This window comes from Pseudomonas sp. SJZ080, assembly GCF_007828295.1.
Lineage (GTDB): Bacteria > Pseudomonadota > Gammaproteobacteria > Pseudomonadales > Pseudomonadaceae > Aquipseudomonas > Aquipseudomonas migulae_A.
In genome coordinates this window covers 164,450-189,814 of the sequence record NZ_VIUK01000003.1, presented here as the reverse complement: position 1 = coordinate 189,814, position 25,365 = coordinate 164,450, and the positions used below count along the sequence as shown (strand labels likewise).

27 protein-coding genes are annotated in these 25,365 nt (G+C 54.0%); 11 read left to right on the top strand and 16 right to left on the bottom strand.

Features of this window, described 5'->3' with window-relative positions; genetic code table 11:
* Nucleotides 1-111: 111 nt before the first annotated feature.
* Entirely contained in the window at nt 112-903 is a 792-nt protein-coding gene (locus FBY04_RS05675; RefSeq protein ID WP_145314755.1) for a VacJ family lipoprotein, read from the bottom strand.
* 166 nt (nt 904-1,069) lie between these two features.
* On the opposite strand from FBY04_RS05675, the gene FBY04_RS05670 reads away from it, so the two are divergent.
* The 4 genes from FBY04_RS05670 to FBY04_RS05655 all read left to right on the top strand — a co-directional run bounded on the left by FBY04_RS05670 (nt 1,070) and on the right by FBY04_RS05655 (nt 4,302).
* Nucleotides 1,070-1,780 (top strand): response regulator, encoded by a 711-nt coding sequence (locus FBY04_RS05670; RefSeq protein WP_145314754.1) that lies wholly within the window; start codon nt 1,070-1,072, stop codon nt 1,778-1,780.
* Nucleotides 1,777-3,132, top strand: a complete 1,356-nt coding sequence (locus FBY04_RS05665) for an ATP-binding protein (RefSeq protein WP_145314753.1) — start codon at nt 1,777-1,779, stop codon at nt 3,130-3,132. Before FBY04_RS05670 ends, FBY04_RS05665 begins: the two co-directional genes overlap by 4 nt.
* A gap of 54 nt (nt 3,133-3,186) precedes the next feature.
* Nucleotides 3,187-3,639, top strand: coding sequence for a hypothetical protein (locus FBY04_RS05660; RefSeq protein WP_145314752.1), 453 nt, complete (start codon nt 3,187-3,189; stop codon nt 3,637-3,639).
* A 321-nt stretch (nt 3,640-3,960) separates the two neighbouring features.
* Nucleotides 3,961-4,302 (top strand): potassium channel family protein, encoded by a 342-nt coding sequence (locus tag FBY04_RS05655; RefSeq protein ID WP_017340339.1) that lies wholly within the window; start codon nt 3,961-3,963, stop codon nt 4,300-4,302.
* A 141-nt stretch (nt 4,303-4,443) separates the two neighbouring features.
* Here FBY04_RS05655 and FBY04_RS05650 read toward each other — a convergent pair whose 3' ends face one another.
* Genes FBY04_RS05650 through FBY04_RS05635 form a run of 4 tightly spaced genes read right to left on the bottom strand, consistent with a single transcriptional unit; the run spans nt 4,444 to nt 9,576 of the window.
* Nucleotides 4,444-4,665, bottom strand: coding sequence for a formate dehydrogenase subunit delta (locus tag FBY04_RS05650; RefSeq protein WP_084320758.1), 222 nt, complete (start codon nt 4,663-4,665; stop codon nt 4,444-4,446).
* On the bottom strand, nt 4,662-7,544 hold the full coding sequence (gene fdhF, locus FBY04_RS05645; RefSeq protein ID WP_145314751.1) for a formate dehydrogenase subunit alpha: 2,883 nt from the start codon (nt 7,542-7,544) through the stop codon (nt 4,662-4,664). The genes FBY04_RS05650 and fdhF overlap by 4 nt, the downstream gene beginning before the upstream one ends.
* Nucleotides 7,541-9,100 (bottom strand): NADH-quinone oxidoreductase subunit NuoF, encoded by a 1,560-nt coding sequence (locus FBY04_RS05640; RefSeq protein WP_145314750.1) that lies wholly within the window; start codon nt 9,098-9,100, stop codon nt 7,541-7,543. Before FBY04_RS05640 ends, fdhF begins: the two co-directional genes overlap by 4 nt.
* Entirely contained in the window at nt 9,100-9,576 is a 477-nt protein-coding gene (locus FBY04_RS05635) for a formate dehydrogenase subunit gamma (RefSeq protein ID WP_084320761.1), read from the bottom strand. Before FBY04_RS05635 ends, FBY04_RS05640 begins: the two co-directional genes overlap by 1 nt.
* Nucleotides 9,577-10,266: 690 nt before the next feature.
* On the opposite strand from FBY04_RS05635, the gene FBY04_RS05630 reads away from it, so the two are divergent.
* Both FBY04_RS05630 and FBY04_RS05625 read left to right on the top strand, forming a co-directional pair.
* Entirely contained in the window at nt 10,267-11,016 is a 750-nt protein-coding gene (locus FBY04_RS05630; RefSeq protein WP_145314749.1) for a hypothetical protein, read from the top strand.
* 36 nt (nt 11,017-11,052) lie between these two features.
* Nucleotides 11,053-11,421 (top strand): PH domain-containing protein, encoded by a 369-nt coding sequence (locus tag FBY04_RS05625; RefSeq protein WP_017340333.1) that lies wholly within the window; start codon nt 11,053-11,055, stop codon nt 11,419-11,421.
* Between the two features lie 271 nt (nt 11,422-11,692).
* Here the strand turns inward: FBY04_RS05625 and FBY04_RS05620 are convergent, their stop codons facing one another.
* A complete protein-coding gene (locus FBY04_RS05620; RefSeq protein WP_145314748.1) occupies nt 11,693-12,004 on the bottom strand; it encodes a DUF3077 domain-containing protein in 312 nt (103 codons plus the stop codon).
* A 502-nt stretch (nt 12,005-12,506) separates the two neighbouring features.
* Between FBY04_RS05620 and FBY04_RS05615 the strand changes: the two genes are divergently transcribed.
* Genes FBY04_RS05615 through FBY04_RS05605 form a run of 3 tightly spaced genes read left to right on the top strand, consistent with a single transcriptional unit; the run spans nt 12,507 to nt 14,186 of the window.
* Nucleotides 12,507-13,052 carry a PAAR domain-containing protein gene (locus tag FBY04_RS05615; protein WP_145314747.1) on the top strand — a complete coding sequence of 182 codons (546 nt, stop codon included), beginning with the start codon at nt 12,507-12,509 and terminating at the stop codon, nt 13,050-13,052.
* A gap of 10 nt (nt 13,053-13,062) precedes the next feature.
* The gene (locus FBY04_RS05610; protein ID WP_145314746.1) at nt 13,063-13,845 is read left to right on the top strand and encodes a hypothetical protein; all 783 of its coding nucleotides are present in this window, start codon (nt 13,063-13,065) and stop codon (nt 13,843-13,845) included.
* Nucleotides 13,830-14,186: a hypothetical protein gene (locus FBY04_RS05605; RefSeq protein ID WP_145314745.1), complete on the top strand. Its 357-nt coding sequence runs from the start codon at nt 13,830-13,832 to the stop codon at nt 14,184-14,186. Before FBY04_RS05610 ends, FBY04_RS05605 begins: the two co-directional genes overlap by 16 nt.
* Before the next feature lie 99 nt (nt 14,187-14,285).
* Here FBY04_RS05605 and FBY04_RS05600 read toward each other — a convergent pair whose 3' ends face one another.
* The 3 genes from FBY04_RS05600 to FBY04_RS05590 form a co-directional block, all read right to left on the bottom strand.
* Complete coding sequence (locus tag FBY04_RS05600; protein ID WP_145314744.1) at nt 14,286-14,615, bottom strand: hypothetical protein; 330 nt, start codon at nt 14,613-14,615, stop codon at nt 14,286-14,288.
* Nucleotides 14,616-14,872: 257 nt separating this feature from the next.
* Nucleotides 14,873-15,760 carry a DUF2971 domain-containing protein gene (locus tag FBY04_RS05595; protein ID WP_145314743.1) on the bottom strand — a complete coding sequence of 296 codons (888 nt, stop codon included), beginning with the start codon at nt 15,758-15,760 and terminating at the stop codon, nt 14,873-14,875.
* The gene (locus FBY04_RS05590) at nt 15,744-15,974 is read right to left on the bottom strand and encodes a hypothetical protein (protein WP_145314742.1); all 231 of its coding nucleotides are present in this window, start codon (nt 15,972-15,974) and stop codon (nt 15,744-15,746) included. Before FBY04_RS05590 ends, FBY04_RS05595 begins: the two co-directional genes overlap by 17 nt.
* Before the next feature lie 765 nt (nt 15,975-16,739).
* Between FBY04_RS05590 and FBY04_RS05585 the strand changes: the two genes are divergently transcribed.
* Both FBY04_RS05585 and FBY04_RS05580 read left to right on the top strand, forming a co-directional pair.
* Nucleotides 16,740-17,027, top strand: a complete 288-nt coding sequence (locus FBY04_RS05585; protein ID WP_145314741.1) for a hypothetical protein — start codon at nt 16,740-16,742, stop codon at nt 17,025-17,027.
* Between the two features lie 102 nt (nt 17,028-17,129).
* A complete protein-coding gene (locus FBY04_RS05580) occupies nt 17,130-17,447 on the top strand; it encodes a hypothetical protein (RefSeq protein ID WP_145314740.1) in 318 nt (105 codons plus the stop codon).
* A gap of 253 nt (nt 17,448-17,700) precedes the next feature.
* Here FBY04_RS05580 and FBY04_RS05575 read toward each other — a convergent pair whose 3' ends face one another.
* The 7 genes from FBY04_RS05575 to FBY04_RS05545 all read right to left on the bottom strand — a co-directional run bounded on the left by FBY04_RS05575 (nt 17,701) and on the right by FBY04_RS05545 (nt 25,343).
* On the bottom strand, nt 17,701-19,086 hold the full coding sequence (locus FBY04_RS05575; protein ID WP_145314739.1) for an ATP-dependent endonuclease: 1,386 nt from the start codon (nt 19,084-19,086) through the stop codon (nt 17,701-17,703).
* Entirely contained in the window at nt 19,016-19,348 is a 333-nt protein-coding gene (locus FBY04_RS33145; RefSeq protein WP_178118259.1) for an AAA family ATPase, read from the bottom strand. Before FBY04_RS33145 ends, FBY04_RS05575 begins: the two co-directional genes overlap by 71 nt.
* A 331-nt stretch (nt 19,349-19,679) precedes the next feature.
* Nucleotides 19,680-21,113 (bottom strand): P-loop ATPase, Sll1717 family, encoded by a 1,434-nt coding sequence (locus FBY04_RS05565; RefSeq protein WP_145314737.1) that lies wholly within the window; start codon nt 21,111-21,113, stop codon nt 19,680-19,682.
* Nucleotides 21,114-21,630: 517 nt separating this feature from the next.
* Nucleotides 21,631-23,571: a hypothetical protein gene (locus FBY04_RS05560; RefSeq protein ID WP_145314736.1), complete on the bottom strand. Its 1,941-nt coding sequence runs from the start codon at nt 23,569-23,571 to the stop codon at nt 21,631-21,633.
* Between the two features lie 242 nt (nt 23,572-23,813).
* The gene (locus tag FBY04_RS05555; protein WP_145314735.1) at nt 23,814-24,179 is read right to left on the bottom strand and encodes a histone-like nucleoid-structuring protein, MvaT/MvaU family; all 366 of its coding nucleotides are present in this window, start codon (nt 24,177-24,179) and stop codon (nt 23,814-23,816) included.
* A 68-nt stretch (nt 24,180-24,247) separates the two neighbouring features.
* Nucleotides 24,248-24,436 (bottom strand): hypothetical protein, encoded by a 189-nt coding sequence (locus FBY04_RS05550; RefSeq protein WP_145314734.1) that lies wholly within the window; start codon nt 24,434-24,436, stop codon nt 24,248-24,250.
* Nucleotides 24,399-25,343 (bottom strand): chromosome segregation protein SMC, encoded by a 945-nt coding sequence (locus FBY04_RS05545; protein WP_145314733.1) that lies wholly within the window; start codon nt 25,341-25,343, stop codon nt 24,399-24,401. Before FBY04_RS05545 ends, FBY04_RS05550 begins: the two co-directional genes overlap by 38 nt.
* Nucleotides 25,344-25,365: the final 22 nt, after the last annotated feature.

The following is a 25,365-nucleotide window of genomic DNA, read 5'->3' as shown; positions in this document are numbered from 1 at the left end:
TAACAAGTGAGCACCAGTTGGCGGCAATCTGCCGAGAGGCGCAGGGTGATTTCCCGACAGTGCAGATTCGCCTCGGCGTCACGGGTCATCCGTTGTTGAAGAATCAGGCCTTCAGAAACCATCGGCCGGTGCTCCTGTGCATTGAGGCTTGGTGTTGTCGGGCGAGCCTTGTTTGCCATCGGCCACGTAAGCCGCACGATGCTCGGCCACCACGTTGCGCAACGCGCTGTAATAGTCCGGCAGTTTTTGCAGGCTGTCGGTCAGCGGCAAGGCTTCTGCTCGACCATCGACGATGCCGCCGACCGTGTTGATCGTGGACAAGGTGTCGACGGTATCGCTATTGCTGCCGAACGGATCGACGACGAAACCGAGCACGCGTCCGGCCGCATCGCGGCTGTTGGACGTGCCGAACAACGGCAACTCGACGATCGGGCCGTTGCCGATGCCCCACACGCCGAAGGTCTGCCCGAAGTCTGCGTCGTGGCGCGGGATGCCGGCCATGCCGGAAACGTCGATCAAGCCCACCACGCCAACCGTTGTGTTAATCACGAAACGCCCCAGGGTGTTGACCGAGCGCATCGGGTTGCCTTGCAGCACGTCATTGATGAACACCTTGGGTTCACCGAAGTTCTCCACGAAGTTATGCACACCCGTCTGGAAAAAGTCCGGCAAGTAGCGATAGCCGCGGGCGACCGGTGCCAGGGCGTAGTCATCCACAACCCGGTTAAACGCAAAGACCCCGCGATTGAACGGTTCCGCCGGGTCGTTCACCGAATAGGTTATGTCGGCGCAGCTCACCTGGGCGGTGGACGACGGTTGGCTGCTGCAACCGGCCAACCCGGCGGCCAGCACGGCGATCGAGGTGTTGCGGGCCAGCCAGGGAGCACATCTGAAAGGCAACATGGACGCGAGTCTCGGGAGGAATTCGCGGTGATGCTGGGCCCCGAGTCTTGCGCAAAGATGTCCGGTTTATGACGCCGCTGTCGTTTTATTGCAGGATTGAAATATATGACGCGCTGCCGTGAATGGTTTTAGATGGCGGTTCCATTCGCCCCGTAAGTGACCTTCGGTGAACAGCCTTTTAATTGTCGACGATGACCTCGAAGTCCTCGACCTGTTGAGAAAATTCTTCGTCCAGCACGGCTACAGCGTTGAGGTCGCCACCGACGGCGCATCGCTATGGGCGGCCATCGAGCGCCAGATGCCGGACTTGATCATTCTCGACGTGATGTTGCCCGGCGACAGCGGGTTGATCCTGTGCCAGCAATTGCGAATCCGCCACGCGATCCCGGTGATCATGCTCACCGCCATGGGCGAACTGAGTGATCGGGTAGTGGGCCTCGAACTCGGTGCCGACGATTACCTGACCAAACCCTTCGACGCCCGCGAACTGCTGGCCCGGGTACGTGCCGTGTTGCGCAGGGTGGACGAGCGTCGACCACTGACGGAGGAACGCCCACGGCCGCTGATCGACTTCGCCGACTGGCACCTCGACGTCACCCGTCGTGAACTGCGCTCGCCGGACAATGTAATGATTCCGCTCTCGGCCGGTGAGTTTGATTTGCTGCTGGTCTTCGTCGAACACCCGCAACGCATTCTCACCCGTGAACAACTGCTGGACCTGGCGCGCGGGCATTGCCACGACGCGTTCGATCGCAGCATCGATGTGCAAGTCAGCCGCCTGCGACGCAAACTCGAGTCCGACACCAAGCGCCCGGCGATGATTCGCACCGTACGCAATGGCGGTTACCTGTTCACCCCCAGCGTGACGCGGCGATGAGCTGGCTGAAGCGGATTCGCCGTGACACGGTGGCGCGCTGGATCGCCCTGACCATCATCCTGGCGATGCTCATTTCGCTGGCGCTCAACGGACTGTTTATTCAACTGGCCGGCGTTTGGGCCCGACCGCCACTGACCGAAATCGGTCTGCTGGAAAAGGCCGCCGCCATCACCCGCGTCATCGAGGCCGCGCCAGCGCCGTTGCGCAACCCGTTGGCGCAAGCCGCCAGCGAAAACGGCTTCATCGTCAGTTGGCACCCTGACCGGCGCGATCTCAACCTGCCAGAAGCAGAAGATGCGAAGTCCGACATTGGCGCGCACATCCTCCAACCGATGCTCAAAGCCCCTGACCGGCGAATCGAGGCCTATGAGCCCGCCGACTGGACCGAACACACCGAGAACGCGCATTACGCGCTGCTGATCGAACTGGCAGACTCGACCTGGCTGATGTTCTCCGCGCCCTCGCGCAGTTGGGGCCTCGACGAAACGCCGCGTTATCTGATCGTGATTTTGCTGGTGCTGATCTCCACCGCGCTGGTCGCGCTGATCGCTACCCGGCGTCTCGCCACACCCTTGCAACGCTTCGCCGAAGGCGCCCGGCGCTTCGGTTCGGACTTCCGTGCACCGCCCATCGAACCCTTGGGCCCCCAGGAAATCCGCCAGGCGATCCTCGCGTTCAACGCCATGCAGGCCCAGCTGCAACACTTCATCCGCGACCGCACGCAAATGCTCGCCGCCATCTCCCACGATCTGCGCGCACCGCTGACACGGATGCGTTTGCGCGGCGAATTCATCGAAGATACGGAGCAACAGCAGCGGCTGTTTCGTGACGTGGATGAAATGCAGGCGATGATCAATTCGGCACTGGAATTCTTTCGCGATGATGCGCGGCTTGAACCGGCCACCCAGTTCGATCTGGCGGAACTGCTGCAAACCTTGCGGGACGATTACCGGGATCAGGGCGTCGAGATCGCCTTCAGCGGGCCGCAGCGGCTGGCGTATTTCGGACGGCCATTGGGGCTTAAGCGGGTGATGACCAATCTGCTGGATAACGCGATCAAGTATGGATGCGAGCCGGCGATTGAACTGATGCCTGAGGCGGGGGAAGTGCGGATTATGGTGCTGGATCGTGGGCCGGGGATTGCGCAGGCCAGTCTTGAGCAAGTGTTTGTGCCGTTCTTTCGTCTGGAAGGGTCGCGGAACAAAAGCACCGGTGGCGTGGGGTTGGGATTATCGGCGGCGCGGGCGATTGTGCTGGAGCATGGCGGGGAGCTGAAGCTGCGTAATCGGTCGCAAGGAGGGTTGGAAGCGTTGGTCGTTTTGCCAGTGCATCCGGGTTTCGCACTACAGTGAATGATCCATGCCGTTCGCGGGCGCCGGGGAGGCGCGGATCAGCGGAGAAGACTTATGAAGCGGATCATCCTGCCGGTACTGGCCACACTGATGTGGGTGCAGCTCCCGGCCTATGCCATCAACGACAAGTACCGCAAACAACTTGAGCAATCCGGTTGCACCCAGGTCAGCGAGACTCAGGGCTGCGATATCCACAAGAGCAGGGCGGAAAATGCCAAGGCCGGGTTCACCAACGCCGCGGCGGACAGCGCCCATACACAAACGCCTTACGTCGGGCAGTGGGTTGCCAAGAGCGATGCCGGCGCGACCGTTGCCACGATTCGCATCGATGCCAAGGAGCAAGTCTGGGTGAATGGCAAACGGGTAAATGCCCAGCGCACCGATGGCACGCTGCAGTTTCGCCAGGGCAAAGTCACCTTCACGATTCAGGGTGATCGGCGGTTACAGAATGAAGACTATTGGACCGACAGCGATGCCGGGACCAAAGGGTCGATTCAGATCGAGTAACCATTACATCCTGGGACGCGGCATCGTTGAGGGCATGCGTTGTTGGGAGGGGATAATCCTGCCACTGTCACCGTTGGCGGGCGGTCTCGCCTGGCCGTCCTGGCTCGTGTCATGGCAGGACGATCCGCTGAGGGCCACGAACACGGCGAACAGGAGTGGCAGGATCAGGTGCTTGAGCATGGATGTTCTCCAGTGCCAGGTCATTCCAGCTTAATCCCTGTTCCGCGCGTGCCACTTTCCGTTGGTCCGACCCTCGATTCCCAATACTTGTGCCAAGCTGAAGAGTGTCAATCCGCCTGCCGCCCTCAGGAAGCACACGACATGAAGCCTGCCAATACGTCGAACATCCGTCGAGAGTTCTACAAAGCTGTCGGCTACTACCTTCGAGTTGTCTGGCCCATCCTTTCCACCATGCTGATCGTCATCGTCATGTGCGGCCTGATCATCAGCTATCTGGAAGGTTGGGATCCTTTTGACGGCATCTATTTCGGCTTCGTGACCGGCTTGACCATCGGCTATGGCGAGCTCGTGCCGAAGTTGCCGCTTTCGCGGATATTGGCAATATTGCTCGGGTTCAATGGCGTGCTGCTCACGGCGATCTTTGCGGCGATCAGCGTGCGTTCGATTGAGATCGCGGTGCGGGTGACCGATGGAGATAAATAAGGCGGAACACTGCACACAACCCTCTGCAGGAGCGAGCCTGCTCGCGATGGAGTCATGGACGCCGCGCTAATCCAGGGTTCGCGCGTTATCGTTGACGACCATCGCGAGCAAGCTCGCTCCTACCGTTTTTCATCCTGCAGGTTAAGCCTCCCAACCCGCCCCGCTGACCGCCTCTTGCGCCAACGGGTGCAAGTCTGCCCCGTGATGCTCTGTCTGCCAGGCCAGCAATTCCTTGCGCATCCCCGGCGTCCAGTACATCTGCAGGTGATTACGTACACCGAGCACGGCTTGTTTCTGGTCCGGTTCGGTGGCGAAATACTGGGCGATCTGGTTGACCATCTTGATCAGGTTTTCAGTACTCATCGGCGCACCTCCGCTTTAGCGCCACGGGCCTGACGGCGATCCTTGAGCAAACGGTCCTGTTCGTCGCTGAAGGCCTGGTAGCGTTTTTGCCACTCCGAAGGGTGATAGACGCGGCTGACTTCAACGGCCGTGACTTTGTACTCCGGACAGTTGGTGGCCCAGTCGGAGTTGTCGGTGGTGATCACGTTAGCGCCCGATTCAGGGAAGTGGAACGTGGTGTACACCACGCCCGGCGCGACCCGTTCGGTGACCCGCGCACGCAGTACAGTCTGGCCGGCGCGGCTGCCGATGCCGACCCAGTCACCTTCATTGATGCCACGGCTCTCGGCGTCGGTCGGGTGGATTTCCAGGCGGTCTTCGTCGTGCCAGGCAACGTTTTCGGTACGTCGGGTTTGGGCGCCAACGTTGTACTGGCTGAGGATGCGCCCGGTGGTCAGCAGCAGCGGATAGCGATTGTTGACCTTCTCCTCGGTGGGCACGTAGCCGGTGAGCATGAAGCGCCCCTTGCCGCGCACGAATTCATCGATGTGCATGGTCGGCGTGCCGTCCGGTGCTGCGGCGTTGCACGGCCATTGCAGGCTGCCGTGGCGGTCCAGTTCGGCGTAGCTGACGTTGGTGAACGTCGGCGTCAGGCTGGCGATTTCATCCATGATTTCCGATGGGTGGTTGTAGTTCATCGGGTAGCCCAAGGCATTGGCCAGGGCCACGGTGCCCTCCCAGTCGGCCTTGCCGCCCAGAGGATCCATGACCTTGCGAACCCGCGAAATACGTCGCTCGGCGTTGGTGAACGTGCCGTCTTTTTCCAGGAACGAAGCGCCCGGCAGGAACACATGCGCGAACTTGGCGGTTTCGTTGAGGAAAATGTCCTGCACCACTACGCATTCCATGGCAGACAGCGCCGCGGTGACGTGCTGGGTATTCGGGTCGCTCTGGGCGATGTCTTCACCCTGGCAATACAGGCCTTTGAAACTGCCGGCCAGCGCCGACTCGAACATGTTCGGAATGCGCAGGCCAGGATCAGGTTGCAGGGTGACATTCCACGCCTGTTCGAACTGCGTGCGCACTACTTCGTTGGAGATGTGCCGATAGCCGGGCAACTCGTGGGGGAACGAGCCCATGTCGCAGGAGCCCTGAACGTTGTTCTGCCCCCGCAACGGGTTCACGCCCACGCCTTCGCGGCCGATGTTGCCGGTGGCCATGGCGAGGTTGGCGATGCCCATGACCGCGGTGCTGCCCTGGCTGTGCTCGGTGACGCCCAGACCGTAATAGATCGCTGCGTTGCCACCGGTTGCATACAGGCGGGCGGCGGCACGAATGTCGGCAGGTTCTACGCCGCAGACGGGGCCAAGGGCTTCCGGCGAGTTTTCCGCGCGGCTGACGAATTCGCTCCAGCGCGCAAAATCGTTGCCCTCGCAACGGGCGTCGATAAACGGCTGATTGAGCAGGCCTTCGGTAACGATGGTGTGGGCCAACGCATTGAGCATGGCGACGTTGGTGCCCGGACGCAGGGCCAGGTGCAGTTCGGCGCGGGCATGCACCGAGTCCACCAGATCAATGCGGCGAGGGTCGATGACGATCAGCCGCGCACCTTCACGCAGTCGGCGTTTGAGCTGAGAGGCGAATACCGGGTGGGCGTCGCTCGGGTTGGCGCCCATCACCAGGATCACGTCGGCCTGCATCACCGAGTCGAAACTCTGGGTACCGGCAGACTCGCCCAAGGTTTGTTTCAGGCCATACCCGGTCGGCGAGTGGCAGACCCGCGCACAGGTGTCGACGTTGTTGTTGCCGAACGCCGCGCGCACCAGTTTTTGTACGAGGTAGGTTTCTTCGTTGGTGCAGCGGCTGGAGGTGATGCCACCAATGGAGTCGCGGCCATATTTTTGCTGCAGACGACGGAATTCGCTGGCGGCGTAGGTCACCGCTTCATCCCAGCTGACTTCCTGCCAAGGGTCGTTGATGTGCTGGCGGATCATCGGCTTGGTGATGCGATCCGGGTGAGTGGCGTAGCCCCACGCAAAACGCCCTTTGACGCACGAGTGGCCGTGGTTGGCCTGGCCGTTCTTGTCCGGAACCATGCGCACCAGTTGATCGCCTTTCATCTCGGCGCGGAACGAACAACCCACACCGCAATAGGCACACGTGGTGATCACGCTGCGTTCCGGCTGGCCCATCTCGACCACGCTTTTTTCCATGAGCGTCGCGGTGGGGCAGGCTTGCACACAGGCGCCGCAAGACACGCACTCCGAGTCGAGGAAGTTCTCGCCACCGGCCGCCGCGACCCGGGATTCAAAGCCGCGCCCGGTGATGGTCAGGGCGAACGTGCCTTGGGTTTCTTCGCAAGCGCGCACGCAGCGGTTGCAGACGATGCACTTGCTCGGGTCGTAGTCGAAATAAGGGTTGGAGGTGTCTTTCACATCCTCCAGATGGTTCTCGCCTTCATAGCCGTAACGCATCTCGCGCAGACCCACCTGGCCAGCGACGGTTTGCAGTTCGCAGTTGCCGTTGGCCGAGCAGGTCAGGCAGTCCAGCGGGTGATCGGAAATGTACAGCTCCATGACATTGCGGCGCAGCGTGGCCAGCTTCGGCGTCTGCGTGTGCACGGTCATGCCTTCAGTGACCGGCGTGGTGCAAGACGCCGGATAGCCACGCATGCCGTCGATCTCCACCAGGCACATGCGGCAGGAACCGAAGGCTTCCAGGCTGTCAGTGGCACAGAGTTTGGGAATGGTGGTGCCCAGCATTGCGGCGGCGCGCATCACTGAAGTGCCTTCCGGCACGCTGATGCTGCGTCCGTCGATGTTCAGGGTGACCTGCACGTCGCTGTCGCGGGCCGGGGTGCCGAGGTCGATGTCGGTTTTCGGGTCGAAAAGAGTGATCATTGCTCGGCCTCCGAGGCTTGCAGACCGAAGTCGGCGGGGAAGTACTTGAGGGCGCTGGCGACCGGAAAGGAAACCATGCCGCCCAACGCGCACAGCGAACCGTATTGCATCGTGTCGCACAGGTCCTTGAGGATGATCACCTGCTCTTCGCGACCGCTCTGGTCCGGCGCGGCCAGCAGGCGGTCGATCACCTCCACGCCCCGGGTCGAGCCGATGCGGCATGGCGTGCATTTGCCACAGGATTCTTCGGCGCAGAACTCCATCGCGAAGCGCGCCATGTGGGCCATGTCCAGGCTGTCGTCAGCCACCACCACTCCGCCGTGACCGAGCATCGCGCCCATGGCGGCAAAAGCCTCGTAATCCAGCGGCGTATCGAATTGCGACGGCGGCACCCAGGCGCCGAGCGGGCCGCCCACCTGCGCAGCTTTCAGCGGCCGACCGCTGGCGGTCCCGCCGCCGTAGTCTTCCACCAGTTCCCGCAGCGTCAGGCCAAAGGCCCGTTCCACCAGACCGCCGTGACGAATATTGCCCGCCAGCTGGAAAGGCATCGTGCCCAGGGAACGGCCCATGCCGTAATCGCGATAGAACTGCGCACCCTTGGCCAGAATCAGCGGCACTGAAGCCAGGGTCAGCACGTTATGCACCAGCGTCGGCAAGCCGAACAGGCCTTGCAACGCGGGGATCGGCGGCTTGGCGCGGACGATCCCGCGCTTGCCTTCGAGGGAATCCAGCAGCGCCGTTTCCTCACCGCAGATATAAGCGCCGGCACCGACGCGCACTTCCATATCGAAGGCCAGGCCGCTGCCGCCGACATTGGCGCCGAGGTAACCGGCATCACGGGCGATGTTCAGCGCTGCGCGCAGTGTGGCCACGGCATCCGGATATTCCGAACGAACATAGATGTAGCCGAAGGTGGCGCCGACGGTAATGCCGGCAATGGCCATGCCCTCGATCAGCAGGAAGGGGTCGCCTTCCATCAACATGCGGTCGGCGAAAGTGCCCGAGTCACCTTCGTCGGCGTTGCACACGATGTACTTCTGCGCCGCCTGGGTGGCGCGCACCGTGCGCCATTTGATCCCGGCGGGGAACGCCGCGCCGCCACGGCCACGCAGGCCTGAATCGAACACCGCTGTTGCGGTCTCTTCGCCGCCAACCGTGATGGACCTTTTCAAACCCTCGAAACCACCGTGCGCCCGGTAATCGTCAAGCGACAGAGGCCGGGTAATACCGGCGCGGGCGAACAGCAGGCGTTGTTGGGTTTTCAAATAGGGGATTTCTTCCACCGGACCTAAGGCCAGCGGATGGCTTGACGGCTCGCCTTGCAAGGCATCGAGCACCGACGGCACATCAGCCGCGGTCAGTGGGCCAAAACCGATCCGGCCTTGCGGGCTGTCCACTTCCAGCAGCGGTTCCAGCCAATACAAACCGCGCGAACTGGTGCGCTGCAACTCCAGTGGCAGGTTGCGCGCCTTGGCCTGAGTGATCAGCGCCGTGGAAACCTCATCGGCCCCAACAGCACGGGCAAGGGAATCACAGGGCAAATAAAGAGTCGGCATCACGCGTCCTCCCGGCAAGCGTCGAGCAAGGCATCGAGACGCTCAGCACTGAGCCGCGCATGCACCCGGCCATCCAGCTCCAAGGCCGGCGAACAAGCGCAGGCGCCGAGGCAATACACCGGCCGCAAACTGATGCTGCCGTCCGCGCTGCTGCCGTGATCATCCAGTTGCAGACGTTCGCGTAACTGCGCGGCAAGCGCTTCGGCACCACGGCTTTTGCACGACTCAGCCCGGCACAGCCGCAGGATATGCCTGGCCGGCGGTGCGGTACGGAAGTCATGGTAGAAACTGATCACCCCGCGAACCTCGGCCTGACTCAGATTGAGGGCATGAGCAATCTCGGGGACGGCCACATCGGGGATGTAACCGATGCGTTCCTGAATATCATGAAGAATGGGCAACAGCGCGCCCGGGGTGCCCTTATGGCGCTCCAGCAGGCTGTTGACCAAAGGCAGGTGCAAACTCTCATCAGGCATTCAGCAATCCTCACGGTCACGGACAAACCAGATGGTTGTCGTTCGTCCGAAAGTGTCGGCTGCGGCAGTCACACCACGTCACGGTATCGTGGCATTTTCAGGCCGTTGGCCAGGGCACCCTTGGCGGGCATCTTGTTGTGCCCGGCACGGTCTTCGCCGCACCTCTACTGGGCATAAAGGGCAGCTTGCCACGGCGCTTTTGATTCAACTGCACCAAAGCGACGTGTTCGGTTCTGCCTACGACTATCCATTAAGTCTAGATGAGAGCCACGCGGGGCGTTTACTCACCGGCCTAATGCCCTGAGGGCTTGTCGATGGCTCATGTATAGCAAGCATTACAGGTGCGAAACAGCATCAGATCCGTGGACAATTCAGGGCGCAGATGCGCTGATCTATCCCGCCGTAAACCGAAAACCATTCACCCCGAGCCAAATAATAAAAAGCCCTCAAAAACCTCGGGCCAAATTCCAAATCCCAATCACCCCACACCCCCCTGTGGGAGCGGGCTTGCCCGCGAAAGCGCCAGCCCAGCCGACGCAAACCACGGATCAGAAACACAACCCACTGCAGGAGCGAGCACACTCGCGAAAAACGCAGGAAACAAGCTCTGTCTCCTTCGCTGCCAGTGGACGGCAAGGCGGCAAAACAGTAGCGTTGCGCCACTTTCATCAACTTTGTAACGGACTACACATGGCCACTGTCGCTCGAGCTTCGCGCCTGTTCTGCGCAATCACTTTTGCCGTTGTGATGACCCCGGCGCTCGCCGGCCTGTCGAGTGAAACCCCGGAATACGCCAGGGCGGGCTACCTCTCCGATTGCCAGAAATTTCTGCAGGTGGTGGCCGAGGTGCAGGCCGGGCGCCAGACGCCCAAAGAAGCTACTCCCGCTATCAAGATGCATCTGAGTACCTTTGAGTTACATCGCTACTACCTACCCCAGTCAAGCCTTGGCTCCCCCGAATACGCTCGTTGTGAGAGCGGCGTTCCCATAGCGAAAGAGATCGCGGACAAGGGCGAAATTGAACTCAGCAAAGACGTGGACGAGTATCTCGCGCAAGCCCAGATCAAACACCAGGCCTCCCCGGCATACAAGCGTGCTCGCTCTCTGGGCTTCATCGACGTCGGCGAAATCGGGGAACTCGACCAGCACGCCGAGGCGGATGGTGAAGAGAACCTGAAGAGGTTGATGATCAGAGTCGATTCTGGTTGCGGCGAAAATTTCCGTGCCTCGAAATACGTCAAACCTTACGTGATCTACACCGTGGGTCCTTGGGATGGCAACTGCGTCAAAAACCGGAACGTCGCTGTGCTGGGTGGCAAAGTCGCGGAGTGGGGTGAGTACATTGATGATGAAGTGGTTTATCAGTACGTGGGATGGAAGACACTGCCTGGACAGGATGGATTCCCCGTCAACATTCGAGTCGTGAAAGTGGTGAAGTAACCCACAGGGATTTTTCTTCGAACGGAGGATGGGCAGATGATCGACTTCAACAACAAAGGCTTCTTCAAACTCAAGCAAAACGAAGAGTACGCAGAACGCGTCAGTGCACTGCTGCTGGACGGCGAGCACGTCATCGACTCGTACAAATCCATGCGCGACGGTGTCGTCTTCACCAACAAACGCATCATCGCCGTCAACGTCCAGGGCCTCACCGGCAGCAAAAAAGACTTCACCTCGCTGCCCTACAAAAACATCGTCGCGTACTCGGTAGAAACCTCCGGCACGTTCGACCTGGATTCAGAACTGGAGATCTACTTCTCGTCGCTGGGCAAAGTGAAATTCGAATTCACCGGCCGGACGTCGATGGTCGAAATCTCAAAACTGATCTCCCAACACTTGCTCTGACCCGCGTGCCCAAAGGCCCCGAAACCCCGGGGCCAACAATGCTAACCAATCCACCGCGACCAGTGTAGGAGCCGGCTTGCTGGCGATAGCGCCAGCCCAACCACCACAAACTCCCGCATTGAATCACAACCCCTGTAGGAGCGAGCCCGCTCGCGAAAAACCCAAGCCAGCCACCCATCCCGCTGAATGGTCGCCATCTTCGCGAGCAAGCTCGCTGCTACAAGTGCCCTACGTATCTCCAACACCAGACAAAGTCTGGCCCTTTCGCACGCTACCCCTCAGCCATCCCCTCCGCCCGCTTATTCGCCAACTCATTATCCCGATCCCGCGTCACCACCTTCGCCACATCATCCACCACCGCCTTACTCATCGCCGTCAAATAATGCGCAGCCCAGGCGTGGTAATCCGTGTCCTTGGCATAAGCCGCATCCTTGGTCAGCGCCTTGGCGATACACAGAAAATCAGAAGCCATGGCCAACGCATCGCCGGCGGGCACGTTGCGGCTGACATGGAATAGCGCTTGATCGCCGCAGTAGATGGCGGGGGTTAGGCCGATGGTTTTGAATTCGGGTTGTTCGGTCATTGGCCACCTCCGATGAGGGAGAGGTGGTGGGGGAGGGGGGTACGGGATTGGGAATTGCGTAGAGGGGGAAGCTGAATTTTGTACGGATTTGTTCTGTTCATGGTCAACGTCCTTGATTTGAGGAGCTGCCACGAGCCTTCTCACGGGCTTGGGTGACAGCCGTGCGCGGGGTGAGAAACCGGCAATCAAGGCAACCGGTAGACCCGAAGGTCTCCCACGCACAGCCGCCATAAAGCCATATCGCAGACGAAAAAAAACGCCACGACAGGTTTTGGGGCGCTTTGCGCCTTGATTGTTTCGGGCTCTCACACCCGGTCGCTGAATTGGCAGCGACGGTGGGAGGGTATCTTGCAGGATCTCTCCCTGCAACCTTGAAGGTTCGTTTGCAAACACCTGAATCAAGAAAATCTGGCGCATCCCTTTCCTCGCTGGGAGGTACGCAACAGCCGCAGCAATCTGTTAGGTTATTTGCCACATCAGGATCCAATGACAGGAGGTCATCTTGGCTAAGCCAGCAGCGCGTAAAACCGACCCTTCAAGTTGCCCGCTACCGGGGCACGGTACCAATCCCATCGCGACAGGCTCGCCAGACGTTTTCTTCGATGGGCTCTCAGCTGCACGCCAAGGCGATACCTGTACGTGTGGCAGTGCATTGTCCTCTGGTCTGTCCTCCACCGTTTTCATCAATGGCAAGAATGCAGCGACGATTGATACAGGCGGAACCCACGGCAGTGTTGTCATTGGTGGTTCCGGGACGGTGATAATTGGTGACTCCCATACAGCCTGCCCATTTTTTCCCCCAGTGCCTCTCGTTCTTGGCGCTAGCTGGATCGGCTTCAAAATCCCTGCCACCGAAAGTTACGAAGGTTTATCGTGCACGGCGCATTTTGAGGACGGATCAACCCTTCCAGGCGTATTTAACAGGGACAATGCTGTTAAATTTGATAGCCCCTCAGGGAAAGTTTGTTTGATGCTCAAGTTCGAGGAGGAATCGACTACCGCCTCCTCGACTCTTACAGAAAGCCTTTTGAATAAAATATTGGGATAAGGAACATCCTATGACCGAGCCGTACCTTGTCACCGGTAGCTATGTCATTCAACGTGAGCATGCGTTGATGGACTCTCCACTCGACAGAGCCCTGGAATTGATGGAGGGGACAGCACTCAGATTTTCGCTGGATGCTATCTCAGACGAAAAGGTCCGGGCCAGCTACATGAAAAATATCAAGCGCATGTCTCAGCAGACATTGGCCGACGTCAAGGCAGGAAAAATTACTGCACATGAAGGCGTACAGTTCAGTCATGAATTGAGAAACAAGATCATGATGGAACATCGCAAATTCACATCCGCTCAAGGCTTGGCTATCGTCCAAAAAAAGAAGCCCGACGGCAGGACGCTTGACTCACTGTTCGATCGCTACTCCGAGCGCCTCTTTAAAAAGAAATACAACAGCCTTTCGCCAACAGAACAAACCAAAATCCACTACACAATCCTGGAAGCGGCCGGTCGGGACGATGCCTCGTTCACGAAAGGCACCCAAAAAATGCGCATGATGGGGAAGCTCGGAATTCTAGTCACTGCCGCCCTTGCGACCTATCAAATCCTGAATGCTGATAACAAGCCGAAGGAAACCGCGCGGCAGGGCATCATAGTGGGCAGTGGTGCAGTGGGAGGTTTGCTCGCGGGGCTTGGCGTGAGCGCTCTCTGTGGTCCAGGTGCTCCCATTTGTGCAATTGCTGTTGTTTTGGTGGGAAGCATTGCAGGGGGGGTGGCTGGTGAAGCAGTCGCCCATTCTCTCGATGAGGAGCTAGAGGAGTTTTCGCATTGGGATATCTTTTGAGTCAATCCGAGCTGACGAAAATCAGAGCAGCACTCTCGGATCCGTTCAATGACTCGCCGGTAGATTACGACTACATAGCAGAGCAGGTGAAGGGTGTTGATCGTCAGACGCTACACGAAATTCTTTACTCAGAAGTCGCGCCTGTTTGCTTTACCAATATTGAATCGGCCGTCCCATCGGTCTGGACAGGTTTCGATCCTGACTCGCTCAACGGCATGATTGAAGAAAGACTTGCAGCCAGGGAGAACAATTGGTTTCGCAGGCAGTTCGATAAGTTGCTTGTTCGCTGGCTGAGTTATCACTACGGGTATATCTGGAAGGAAATCGTCAGCCGTCTCTAGTTCGCGTGTAGTGCTCCATGCGCAAAACACGTCGCGAAAACTGTAGGTCCAGCGTTCCAGTGCGCGAAGGCGGCGGGGGATACCGCCTCACTCGATCATTTACTGAATGTCTTTCAGGTAGTCCTTAAGCGCGATGAGCGACGCATGAAGCTGTTCCATTGTCCGAGCACTGCTGAAACCAACTGACAACCGTTGCAGCTCTCGCCCTAGCGGTGTTTCAGCGCCACCTATGGCGTCCAGCGCCAAACCTGCACAGTGAGCCACTCTAAACCGAATGCCCTCGATATCACCCCGGCGCACAAGTAACCCGAATACCTCCCGCTCGTAATCGCTCATGACCGGATCATCCCGCAGAATCGGACTCGACCCCTCCGTCTCATAAGCCAGCTTGAGACAGAACAGAGCAACAGTTTCCAGCAGCAGTTCCATGGAATGAATCCTTGAGAAGGGTCGTACCGGCCGAGGACGAAAAAAGCCAAAAGCATCGCCAGCAAGCCGGCTCCTACAGGTCGGTGGGGTGTCAGGTGCTTTTTTGCAGGCGAAAAAAAAGGCCTTGCAAAGCAAGACCTTTCTTAATTTTGGTGCCCGAGGGAGACTCGTGCGTTCTATATAATCCGTGGCTTGCGGACAAATTATACAGCTAGGGATACAGCTAGGGATACATGCCGTTCGTTGCTATTCGAATTTCACGTCGGATCGATATTTAGTTTGAAAAGGATGTCATCAGTCGATGCTTGGTAACAACTGACGTGAGCAAGCATCGAGTTTCCACTGATCAGTTCAAGAAATCTTGCCCTAAGCGCCTGGGGCATCCGAGCTCCTAGGATCACTGTTTTGATGCAAGAGGAGGGGAATTCAAAGAGGTGATAGGTTTTCCCGTGAACAGGCAGGACAGTTGTTGCGTCCTTCAAGTCCACCATCATTCGCCACTCTCGTTCGTAGGACCAATGCTCGCTCTTCGTGAGCATGGCTTTGATATCGGCATTATCGAAGGTCAGTGGCGGCCTGACATTTGAGTATTGAACTGGCCTGAGGTGCCTGAATTCATCTTGCTGAGATCGCCGCTGATTGAAAAAAACGGACTCTGGGTCGAATTCGATTACAAACCCCTCATGGGAGCAGGCGTAGTGCGCCCACATCAAGATGTCGTCGGGTGTCTCCGTCAGGCAAAGTATGCCGACCCTGTTTTCCATTACTTGATTAAAGCGTGAGTGAATGGCAGGGGTAAATTCCTTCAGGATGCTGGCGAAGCCATTATCTTTCGAAAGCAATTGGGCGCGCGCCCGGGACTCAATTTGCTCTTTGGTTATTAGCTTCCTCAAGGGGGGAGGAAGCTCGGCGAGTGTCTGTTCGATCAGATCGGGCAGTAGGCCATCGACCATCGCCCACATCGAGGCGTCCGATTCATAAAGGCGTATAGGGGGTTTTAGCTCAAACGGGTCATTCAGGTTGAGCGGAGAGGCGAAGCAAATTTTGCATGCTTCCAATACATCGATCCGGTCGGAATGTAGATATTTGAACAGCCGCGGCGGCTTTGTCTTGGAGGAAACGTCAGGTTCACTCGGGCTTTGCATTAGAGCCGGCCTCAGCAGAAAGTGAGATAAGGGCGAGACTCAGAAACCCTTCATTCCTATCCAGCGCAGCTAAGGCGCCTCGAACGTTATCAGCCACGTCTACGGAGCCACGTTGTTCAACCCAGTTCGAAAGCTCTTCTACAGCAGCCCCTAATGCGAGTTGGTTTTCGTTGATACGTTTTAGTACCGAAACCAATAACGCTTTGTCTTCCATGAATTATTCCTACTTTTCGGCCAGCAGCCAGTGAACGTTTCAGCGAATGAACCTAGTCCTGGCATCGTATGCCGGTGGTTGTCCAAATACCACTGGGGACCCTGAGAGTATTCTTCCTGCACGGGATCGGAAACCCGCGGGGATTTGGTAGTGGGAGGTGCTTCAGCTTACTGAAATTTCAATCCTGAAATTGAAAGGATCTTGAAGAAAAAGGGACATCGTTACCGTATCGGTAATGGTGAGCTCAGATCGGTCGTTTCGTAGGGCATATGCACAGGTGAACAGGCAGTTCACCGAGTTCACCTGTTCACTAAGCTGGGGGTTCTCCCGCTAACAAGGTCCGGCGGGTTTCCGACCCCGTGTGGAGCAGAAGTCCTCAGGGGCCCCGCTTGCGGGAATCTCTTCGCTGGTGGAGCTCATTTCTTAGGGGGTGTGGGGTAAATACCTGTCGAACGTCGTGTAACTGGTGTTACGGGTGTAACGATCAACAGTAACTAATTGAATATAAAAGATAAAATCTATGTAACACCTGCTCGAAAGCATCCGTGTATGTGATGTAACAAGGTGGAATGGTGTAACGCAGCTTAAGACACGGGCGCCTGCCATGGTGCGATTACAAACTACCGATTTCGGCCAAAAGCTGCCCGTGGACAGGCTCATGGCGAAACAGTAACTTCCGTAACAAGGCTGGCGAGAGATGCTCGGTAGCGGATCATTCAACGGGGCGCCCACGTATGTCCTCTTCGCTAACCACCAGGTGTCGCTATGGACTTGCATCGCAAGCTGGTTTCCGCATTAGAAGCGTTTGATCGCTGGGAGAAGCCTTGGGAGTTTTACGAGTCTGTATCGTCTGCAACCTCTCTCGACGTAGATGACCGGGAAAAACTCAAACGCGTCTGGGAGGTTGCAACAGAGAGTGGAGGTTGGCTTGCGAGTACAGATTTTGTCGATGGCTGCTCGCTTGTAGATGATCGTCTCGCGTCCGGATTCCCATGGCTTTCGGCCAAGGCTCGGCGGCAGCTTGTTAATGGTGCTTCCTACCAATGGCTGTAGTGCCTGACAGCTCGTCCAAACTTATGTAGCGAGACTGTCGAGAAATACTCGGCGGCGGCTCACACTTCTCATACCGTGATTCAACTTGGACGAAGTCTAGAAATGGGACCGAAAACCGAAGAGCTGATCTGCGTTCTCGATCAGCTTGCAGCAATGCTTGAGAGCGATGGTGATACTCACTGGAGCTTGTGGGTACGTAAGGCACGAGCACGCCTGCTCGACTCTGATTATTCTGGGATTACGTACTTATTGTCAGCCTATGGCGGAATGAGTTCGTTCAATGATCTCATTCTTGGCCAGAGCTATGACGGTGGCGCTTTTTCCTGGAAACCAGGCCACGTTGAGTTAAACAAAAGATTCGATAAATTACGCAATGATGCCGCGCAGCTCGCCGGTGCGATAAAGCGCTCGCAAGACTGATAACTATTCGTCCAAACCCAGGGAGCTGCTTAGGGTCGATTTCCGCCCATAGCAATAGGCAGAGAACGGCCAAAAGCTGCCTATCGACATCAGGTTAGGTAGCGCTTAGTGCTGAGCATTGATAGAAACGCAGCCATACCCCGCTACTCCAGATAGAAGTACCTTGATCTCGGCAGCTTCCATTTCGGCGGGATGACGACATCGTTCAAACCCTCGTTATCAACTTGGGAAACTATTTATTGAGCATGCTCCGTCAGCTATTCCATGTACGTATTTTTTTTACAAGTGCAGTGACTTGCTCTTCCAGCTCCGGGCGAAACGACAGGTTGTCTTTGGTCAGGTGCGCTGCATAGGCAAAGGCCTTGCTATGCTTGTTGGTGTATTCTTTCGCGCTCGATATTTTGTTTTTTTGAAGATAGTCAAGGATCGCTTCATATTCACCAATTTGTGCAAGCTTGATTTTACCATGGGCCGCCTCGAAGGCCTCCTTAGGTATATAGTTTTCAATTTCCTTGCAGCGAGTAACCCACACCATTGCACTCGTTTCGGCCACCTCTTTAATAAGCTGGGCAACACGAGGCTTTAAAGACCCGCTTGAATTTCTACGATCACTATCACAAACAAAAGCAAAGTTTCGGTTGATTTTAAATGCAGTAATCGCTTCTCTAGTGTCATTATCTGGCAAGCGTGCATCTATGTTCGCAAGTACGCTGCCTCCATAAAATACAAACTGATAGTGCCGCCCTTCGCTAAGCTCATCGTTACTCCATAAATCAATCCATTTTTTTAGAAATACACGATCAGAGGGCCCCTCCACCCAAATTAATCCATTTGCTTGTAATAGATCGCTTGCTCGCACCCCGAGATCATCCAAGACTCCGTGACCTACGGCGTCTCCGGTATAAGTGTTACCTGTAATTCCGTCTTCGCCCCGCATGATATGTAGAATCTGCGAATGCTCAGAATGTCCGAAAATGTCGATAGCCACATTGGAATGTGTTGTAATAAAAATATGGCACTTGTTTGTAAGTGCGAATGCTTCCAAATAAACGAATAGATTTCTCTGTAGTGCGGGATGTAAGTTGTTTTCAAGCTCCTCTAGCGAGAATATATAACTATTGACTGGCTTTTGTTCAAAATCTGGACGTACCAATAGATTGAGTAAAGTAAGTATTACTGTTTTTAGGCCGCTTCCTGATGCTGATAAAGCGATAGGTCCTTTGCTCGCCTCACCTAAAAATATCTCCCACTGATTTGACTCCGAATGGAAGCGAGTAGCTATTTCATTGAATTCAATATCGGGAGAGAAGATTTGATTAAGAGCTGCAAGCAAAGTTATCTGAATTAAAGACCTATCAAATCCCACGTGCTGTAGGTATTTGTGAATTATTCGTGTTGCACCTATACCCCCACTGGATAGTGACATGCTCTCATCTATGCTTTCAGGGGTTATATCTCTGTCTGCGTCGAGCTTTACATGTATAAAGGAGCGTAGCGCAGAGGTCGGGCGTATCCCGGAAATATATTTTTTTTCAATTTGCGAAGCACTTGCGTCGGTTCCAATGAATTCAATTAAGTTTTCGTAGGTTTCTTTCCATGTGAAGGATGCACCAATAAATTTTACTCCATGGGTTGCCACCCAGTTCACCTCTGCTAGCGTTTGGTGGAAAAACTTGCATTAGTGACTTGTCATCTAACAACTGAGTTATTTCTATTGATGAAGCAATGTTGGTGTGATTGATGCGATCGCTGCACAAGAAATCCAAGGAGTGCAGCAATGCAGATTTTCCGATGTTGTTTCTGCCAACGATAACGTTGATTGGCTTTATGTTTGCGAGCCTAGCGCCGGTTGGGCCGAAACTTTTATAATTTTTTAGATGAAAGCCTGTGTCTATGGTCATGGTGCCCTCCTGGCAGTATTGCATTTTTACCCGAAAGCACAGGGATGGCATAGCGGGATTGGTGATGAACGCCCGCTTCTGGCCGATTTCTGCCTGTCGCGACCGACAGCTAAGGGTCGGTTTCAGCCAATGGCGATGGCAGAAATCGACCAAGAGCAGATCATCAAGACCTCCCAAGGTGCGCAATACCTTTAATCAGTCATAAAGATATTCTTGCCCTATTTTTCAAAAAAGAAAGAAGGCGAGCATTACCACTAGAAGCTCGGGATCGGTCAGATGAGAGCAGAATATTCTTTTGCCTCTCATATATAGAAGTCACAGCCTGTGATTATCACAATATTTGCAACGCGCGAAATAGCCCTCTGTGCAAAATTATGTTCTCGCTCATATTTAGTCGAGCTTCTTTGTTTTTATATCTAAAAACCTGATAGCTAACTTGCTTTGGCTGATTCCCGATTATGCTGAAATGGAAAAGCATTTGAAGGACGAACTGACTATCCTTTGTTTTGATTAAGCCGCTTTCGCTTGCTTGATTAAAAGCGGACACAAACTCTTCGATTCTTAAAGTTTGCTTTCTTAAAGTGGTGAAAATATCCAATATCTTATGTATATCTGGAATTGCACCGTGTATCTCATCCTCCAGCTCGCTTCTTAAGTAATTTGAAAAAGCAGTATCAGCCTCACTTAACGTAGTTGGCTCTATATAATCAAAACCTTTTTCCAATGTCATTTCAGCGCATACCTGCAGATACCTTATATAGTCTCTCGGCCGCAGAAATGAACTTCTGGTTATATAGCTGAACGGCGTCATTGATTTTCTTTTTCCATCCCCGTATCGAACATTTCCGGGGGTAAACAACGATTGCCAGATCTTATTAAATTCTTGAATTTCTCCAGTTTTAGAAAGAGCCCTCGACAGCCTGAATGCAAGCATGTTTTTAATGGAGTCCTCATCCCATTCAAGATCCGCTTTGTAATCAAGCCACTTCGTTTTGTCCGGATCTTGCAAGATTTCGTAGATGTCGTCTCTGATGAAGACTACTGGATATAACTGCCGGCTCGAGAATCTCGCGCGGATATCTTGAACCGCCTTGAACAAACTTGTCAAAAGATCTGTGTATTGCTTGTATTTTTCGGGTTCAATAATATCCTTATAGTCTTCATCAAGCTCATCAAACATTATCAAATATTTATCGGCGCCTATTTGTCCCTTTAAGAAATTCTCAAGGGTATCGACTCGCGCGATCCAGTTATCACCGTCACCTTTTTCCTCAGTTTTTTTGTCGGTTCCGAACCCAATTCCGGTCCCTAAAATTTTGATATCGAATTTAAGCGATGTCCAGCGATCGATTGCATTGGGTAATGCATTCTCGATATCATCATTAAATATATTCTGAAGTTTTTCTCTGGTTTCGAATCCAACGGACGGGTTTTTTGACATCAACTTACAAATAGTTGAATAGATCAGGTACTTCCATAACGTAATATACTGATTAGGTTTCGTGAAGCCTTTATCTTGAAGCTCATATAAATTATTAAACGGGAAATTCTTAAAGGTCAATTTTTGCGAATAATATCCGGGCTCGCTTTTGTTGTCGAGATGCTCGCTGATAGCAGTCTTCCCGGTTCCTTTCCTGCCAACAACATATAGCTTGTTGCCGCTCAATATCCGATTGACTATGCGAGTATGGTAAAAATAGCGATCAGAGTTCTCAAGCTTCGCTTCAAGCTTCCATTCCTCGATTTCTTCCAGCAATGAATTCATACTTCACCAATCATCCATAATATTTATACAAGATTTTTTATCTACTTTACGCAGAGGCACTCTCCACACCACAAGAGCGCTCATAGGTGCAGAAGTTAAGCTCCTGGCGCGAACAAGAGCAACACATTTCGATCCCGGATCGATCCTAGAGAGTTGGCAATAGGCCTCGAGCAAAGCTACCACCGGTGTTTTCTTAGTGTTTACGGAGATGACAGAGCCGTTGAAAGGGGATAAGTGATGTGAGCAAAATGGATTTAGGTATGCATTCGTCCACTGCGAAAATTTCGCTGTCGAGCGCTAGTGCCCCTTATTGAACGACCGATTCTGGCCGACAGACGCCTGTCCTCTGTCGCACTACCTACCAAGGTGACCAGGCCATGGCCACAGATCTTACCATTAAGCTTCCACAGGGCACCGAGATTACCCTTAATGACGAGCACCTTTCCTTGCTCGCCATGACAGGCAACCTCTCTATCCCGCTGAGCTAGCAAGCCATGTAGCTATTGCTAGCTCATAGCTACTTAGCATCTGGTGGAGATGTTAAAAATGCCGGAATTTCTTTGCTAGCGTATCCGTACTCTTTAAGTTTATATTCAAAGCCAGTTTGAATTAACTGATCCATAGAATCGAATTCTCTATAGCGGTTAAAAAAATCTTTGGCATTTATCTTGAGTATCTGAGCAATGCCCATTTGATCCATATCGTCTACATCCGGAATCTTGGCAAAAACAATTTTTGGAATAAGATCCAAGCTATCACGAGTCAGCTCTAAGAGGATTTTTGAATTGACCCTTATCGATAAGTCATTCAAGTATGTTACAGCTGCGAGTTTTCCTACCTCTTTTGTTTTTTTAGGTGGCTCTGCGTTTACTATATAATACTGAGCGTTAGAAATGACCTCGCCAATTTTATAGCCTTTATATATAGCAGCGCTATGCTCAACTACCGGCTTCCATTTCTTTGCTTGCTCAAATATGGAAGCAATTCGAGTGCTTTTTACTTGCTCGTCGAAATCGCTTTTTAGCATGTCCGCCAGTGCAGAAACACTCAACATAGAATATGCCTTTGCTGGCCCATCACATGAGCTTGCACAATCCTTCCATATTTCATACGCTGCCTGAAGCCAAGGATCCGATTTGTTATCGGCTAGCTTTTCATCTAAGGCTTTCCTATTCGCTAGAAATTTATCCAGGTACTCCTTTGATCTAGCTTCAGATTTATCCTTTTCAGATACCAGTTCGAATTTCTTTTCATAGTAAATTGAAATATGACAATCCACGCCCTTTTTCTTTTGGACTACATCGCACATAGTGCCAGCCAATGCGTCTCCTGTAGCATTTATAGGGTCTAAGATAATATCTCTAACCCAGCGAGAACCTTCTTCTATCTTCTTGCCAAAGTGCGTAAGCCACTTATATTTTGATTCATATATTGAACAGTCAAGTTCGCCGTATTTATTGGGTTCTAGCCTGCCAGACCTACCTTTAGGATCTGCGCAAACATCTGGGGGAAGCGCTTTAGAGCCGAATACGCCACTTCCTAACATAGGATATCCAAATGACCATCCATCGGCCCGACGGAGCAAACATCGTTTAGGCGAGTTGAGATATTTTGGATCAAATATTCGTGGTTGAATCAGGACGTTGCCACGAAAAACATCTAAATCTGAAGGTTTGGAAAGACCGACTAATTCATCGTGAAAGGTGCAGTGTAATCTTCGCCCATCGCTGAACTCCGTGGTAGTGACGTTACCGATCCCGGTTGTTGTGTAGTCGACGACTGGCAGCGACCATTGGACGTTATAAAAATCTCCTGATACTGCCGAGCCAGTTCTCTCTCCTACAAAAACTCTAGCGAGTTGATAGTCTTTATATTGATTAACTATAACCGGGCCTGCTCCAGGAACTCCATCAGAAAAACCCTCTGTGATAATTGGTAGTCCTTGAAAGTAAGTGGTAGCTTCTCCCTCAAGTAGCCAATTTATAAAAAAGCCCTTTACCTGGTGGGTGTCAACTTCTATCTCTCCTCGACCCTGTGGGGCTCCGGCCTTAAATTCCCCTGAGTATGATATTAATAAATGTTTGTCTGCTAATACCTCCGCGACTGCCTTAGCTGGATCATCTCCATTAAATTTAGCATTTCCCTCTGCCCTAGCTAGTATTGCGTCTGCCTGTCCTTTTTCCGCCAAATTAGGTGAATCTGTTTTCAATCCTGGTATGACATATCGACCAGTTAGAATTCCGGTTCCCTCAGCAGCACCGTTTGACCACCACCCCTTATACGAATCAATATATATTTTTGACTCAGGGTATTTGGCGATTTTCAATGAGGTATTTTCACTGAACATCACTTCGGAGTACCCGGTGAATGTGCCATCTGGGTTTTTTATAATTGTGACTTCTGTGGCAAATAGCGGAGAGGTTGCCAGAAAAAAGATTAAGCCAGTCAAAGCTTTCATGTGATGCACCGGTACAGTGAGGTTGGTGGGTCGTGTAGTGGCAATGCGCAAGCATAGTAGATCCACGACCAATGGCTCAGCCGATCTCGGATACGCTACTGACCCAAATTGAGTGGAAGGCAACACAATACGGAGAATATTCGCCAGTCAGCTGTGAGCTTTCTACGAGATTTATTTACTTTTTAGCCGAGCACCACTCCCCAAAAAGGGCCCGTCTGGGCCCTTTTTCAGGAGGTATTGTTTTACTTCTTCAACCATCCCTCGACGACGTCGGCACCGTGTTTTGCTTTCCACTCTTTCAACGATTTGTGGTTCCCTCCCTTGGTTTCAATGACTTCACCGGTATTCGGGTTTTTATACACCTTGAGTTCGCGTGGTTTGCGTGTGCTGGCGGCCGGAGCTGCAGATTGGCGTCGGGCCGAGGTCTGTGGGTCGAGCAGGTTAATGATGTGCTTCAGGTTGAATCCATACTGATCGAGCAGCTTACGCAGCTTTGTTTCGAACTCGATTTCTTTCTTCAGTCCATCATCACCTTTCAGTGCTTCCAGTGCCTGGAGTTGTTCGGCGAGATGTTTTTCCAGTTGGCGGAATTCTGCGAGTTTGGACATCGTGTTTCCTTTGCTCAGTGTGGTCGTGCGTGGTTATTAAGATAGATTATGCTGGTTACAAGTCAGCACTATTTTCGGCGATTCAGTTGGCTATCAATGTGCACCATTTCCGCTTTAATCGCGTTGATGGTCAGTGTTTGCGTTTGACTGGTTTTGCCCGCACCCGCGCTTATGATTTTCAGCAGGGCGTTGAGATAAGCCTTCCGAGTTTTGAGGGTGTCAGACCAGCTCGCGCTGTTCTGTAGTGGCTTGTTCATTGTGTTCATCCTTGCGTTGTTCGGGATTGCTCTGATCTTCAAGCTGTTGCAGTACCGGCAGACTGTTGAGCTGGACTAAGTTCCGCGCGCTGTATTGACGAGAGCGGTCTATTAGCTCGTGCCACCCCCACTGCCCATGATTTTCGCCTCGCTCGGGTACGGCCAGTTTCATGAGCCCTACCGGGTCATGTCCCAGCAGGTTGTAGTTGGCCCACAGCTTGCCACCCACATCTAGCAACGCATTTGCGGCCTCGTTCCATTGCTCCTCCAGTACTGTCTGCGAAAGCCAAAGGGCGGTGTGTTCTATCCCTTTATGCTTTTCTTGTGCTTCGGCGATGTATTTATCTACGGTGACCAGCTCCTGCTCCAGAGCAGCCATGATCAGGTGTTGCCGACGGTTATGTTCGGCGGCTGCTGTCAGATTCTTCGCGGCCTTTTGTGCGTCGACGTTGGCGGTCTGCTCGCCTTCGGTGTCGCCCCATGCGACGGCCTGCGCGTACGCAGTGGCTGCGTCCGTTTCGGCCTGACGGGCTTTGGCCATGTCCTCAACCGCCTGTTGTTGGATCTGTGCCAGACGGGTGCTGAGGCTCTGGCGCTTTTCATTTAGCTCCTGTTCATCCGCTTTCCAGTTATCCATCGCTTCGATGTAACCCGCCATCAAGGAATCGCAATTGGCGAGGTTCTCACGGCGTCTGATCTTCCTATCTAATAGGTCGGCATTGAGATTGCGCGAATCGAAATTCCGTTTCAGGTCGTTGTACTTGTCCCGCAGTTCGCGTTTTCGATCCGGCTCGATGGGGTCTGCACTTTCCAGCACGGCCTCAAGCGGCAGCATTTCGGCGTGGAGTCGTCCTGCCTCGCTCAGCAGTTGGTCGCGACGGTCTTTCAAGTCTTGAATATCGTTCATGTGTTTAGTCTCTGTTCAATTC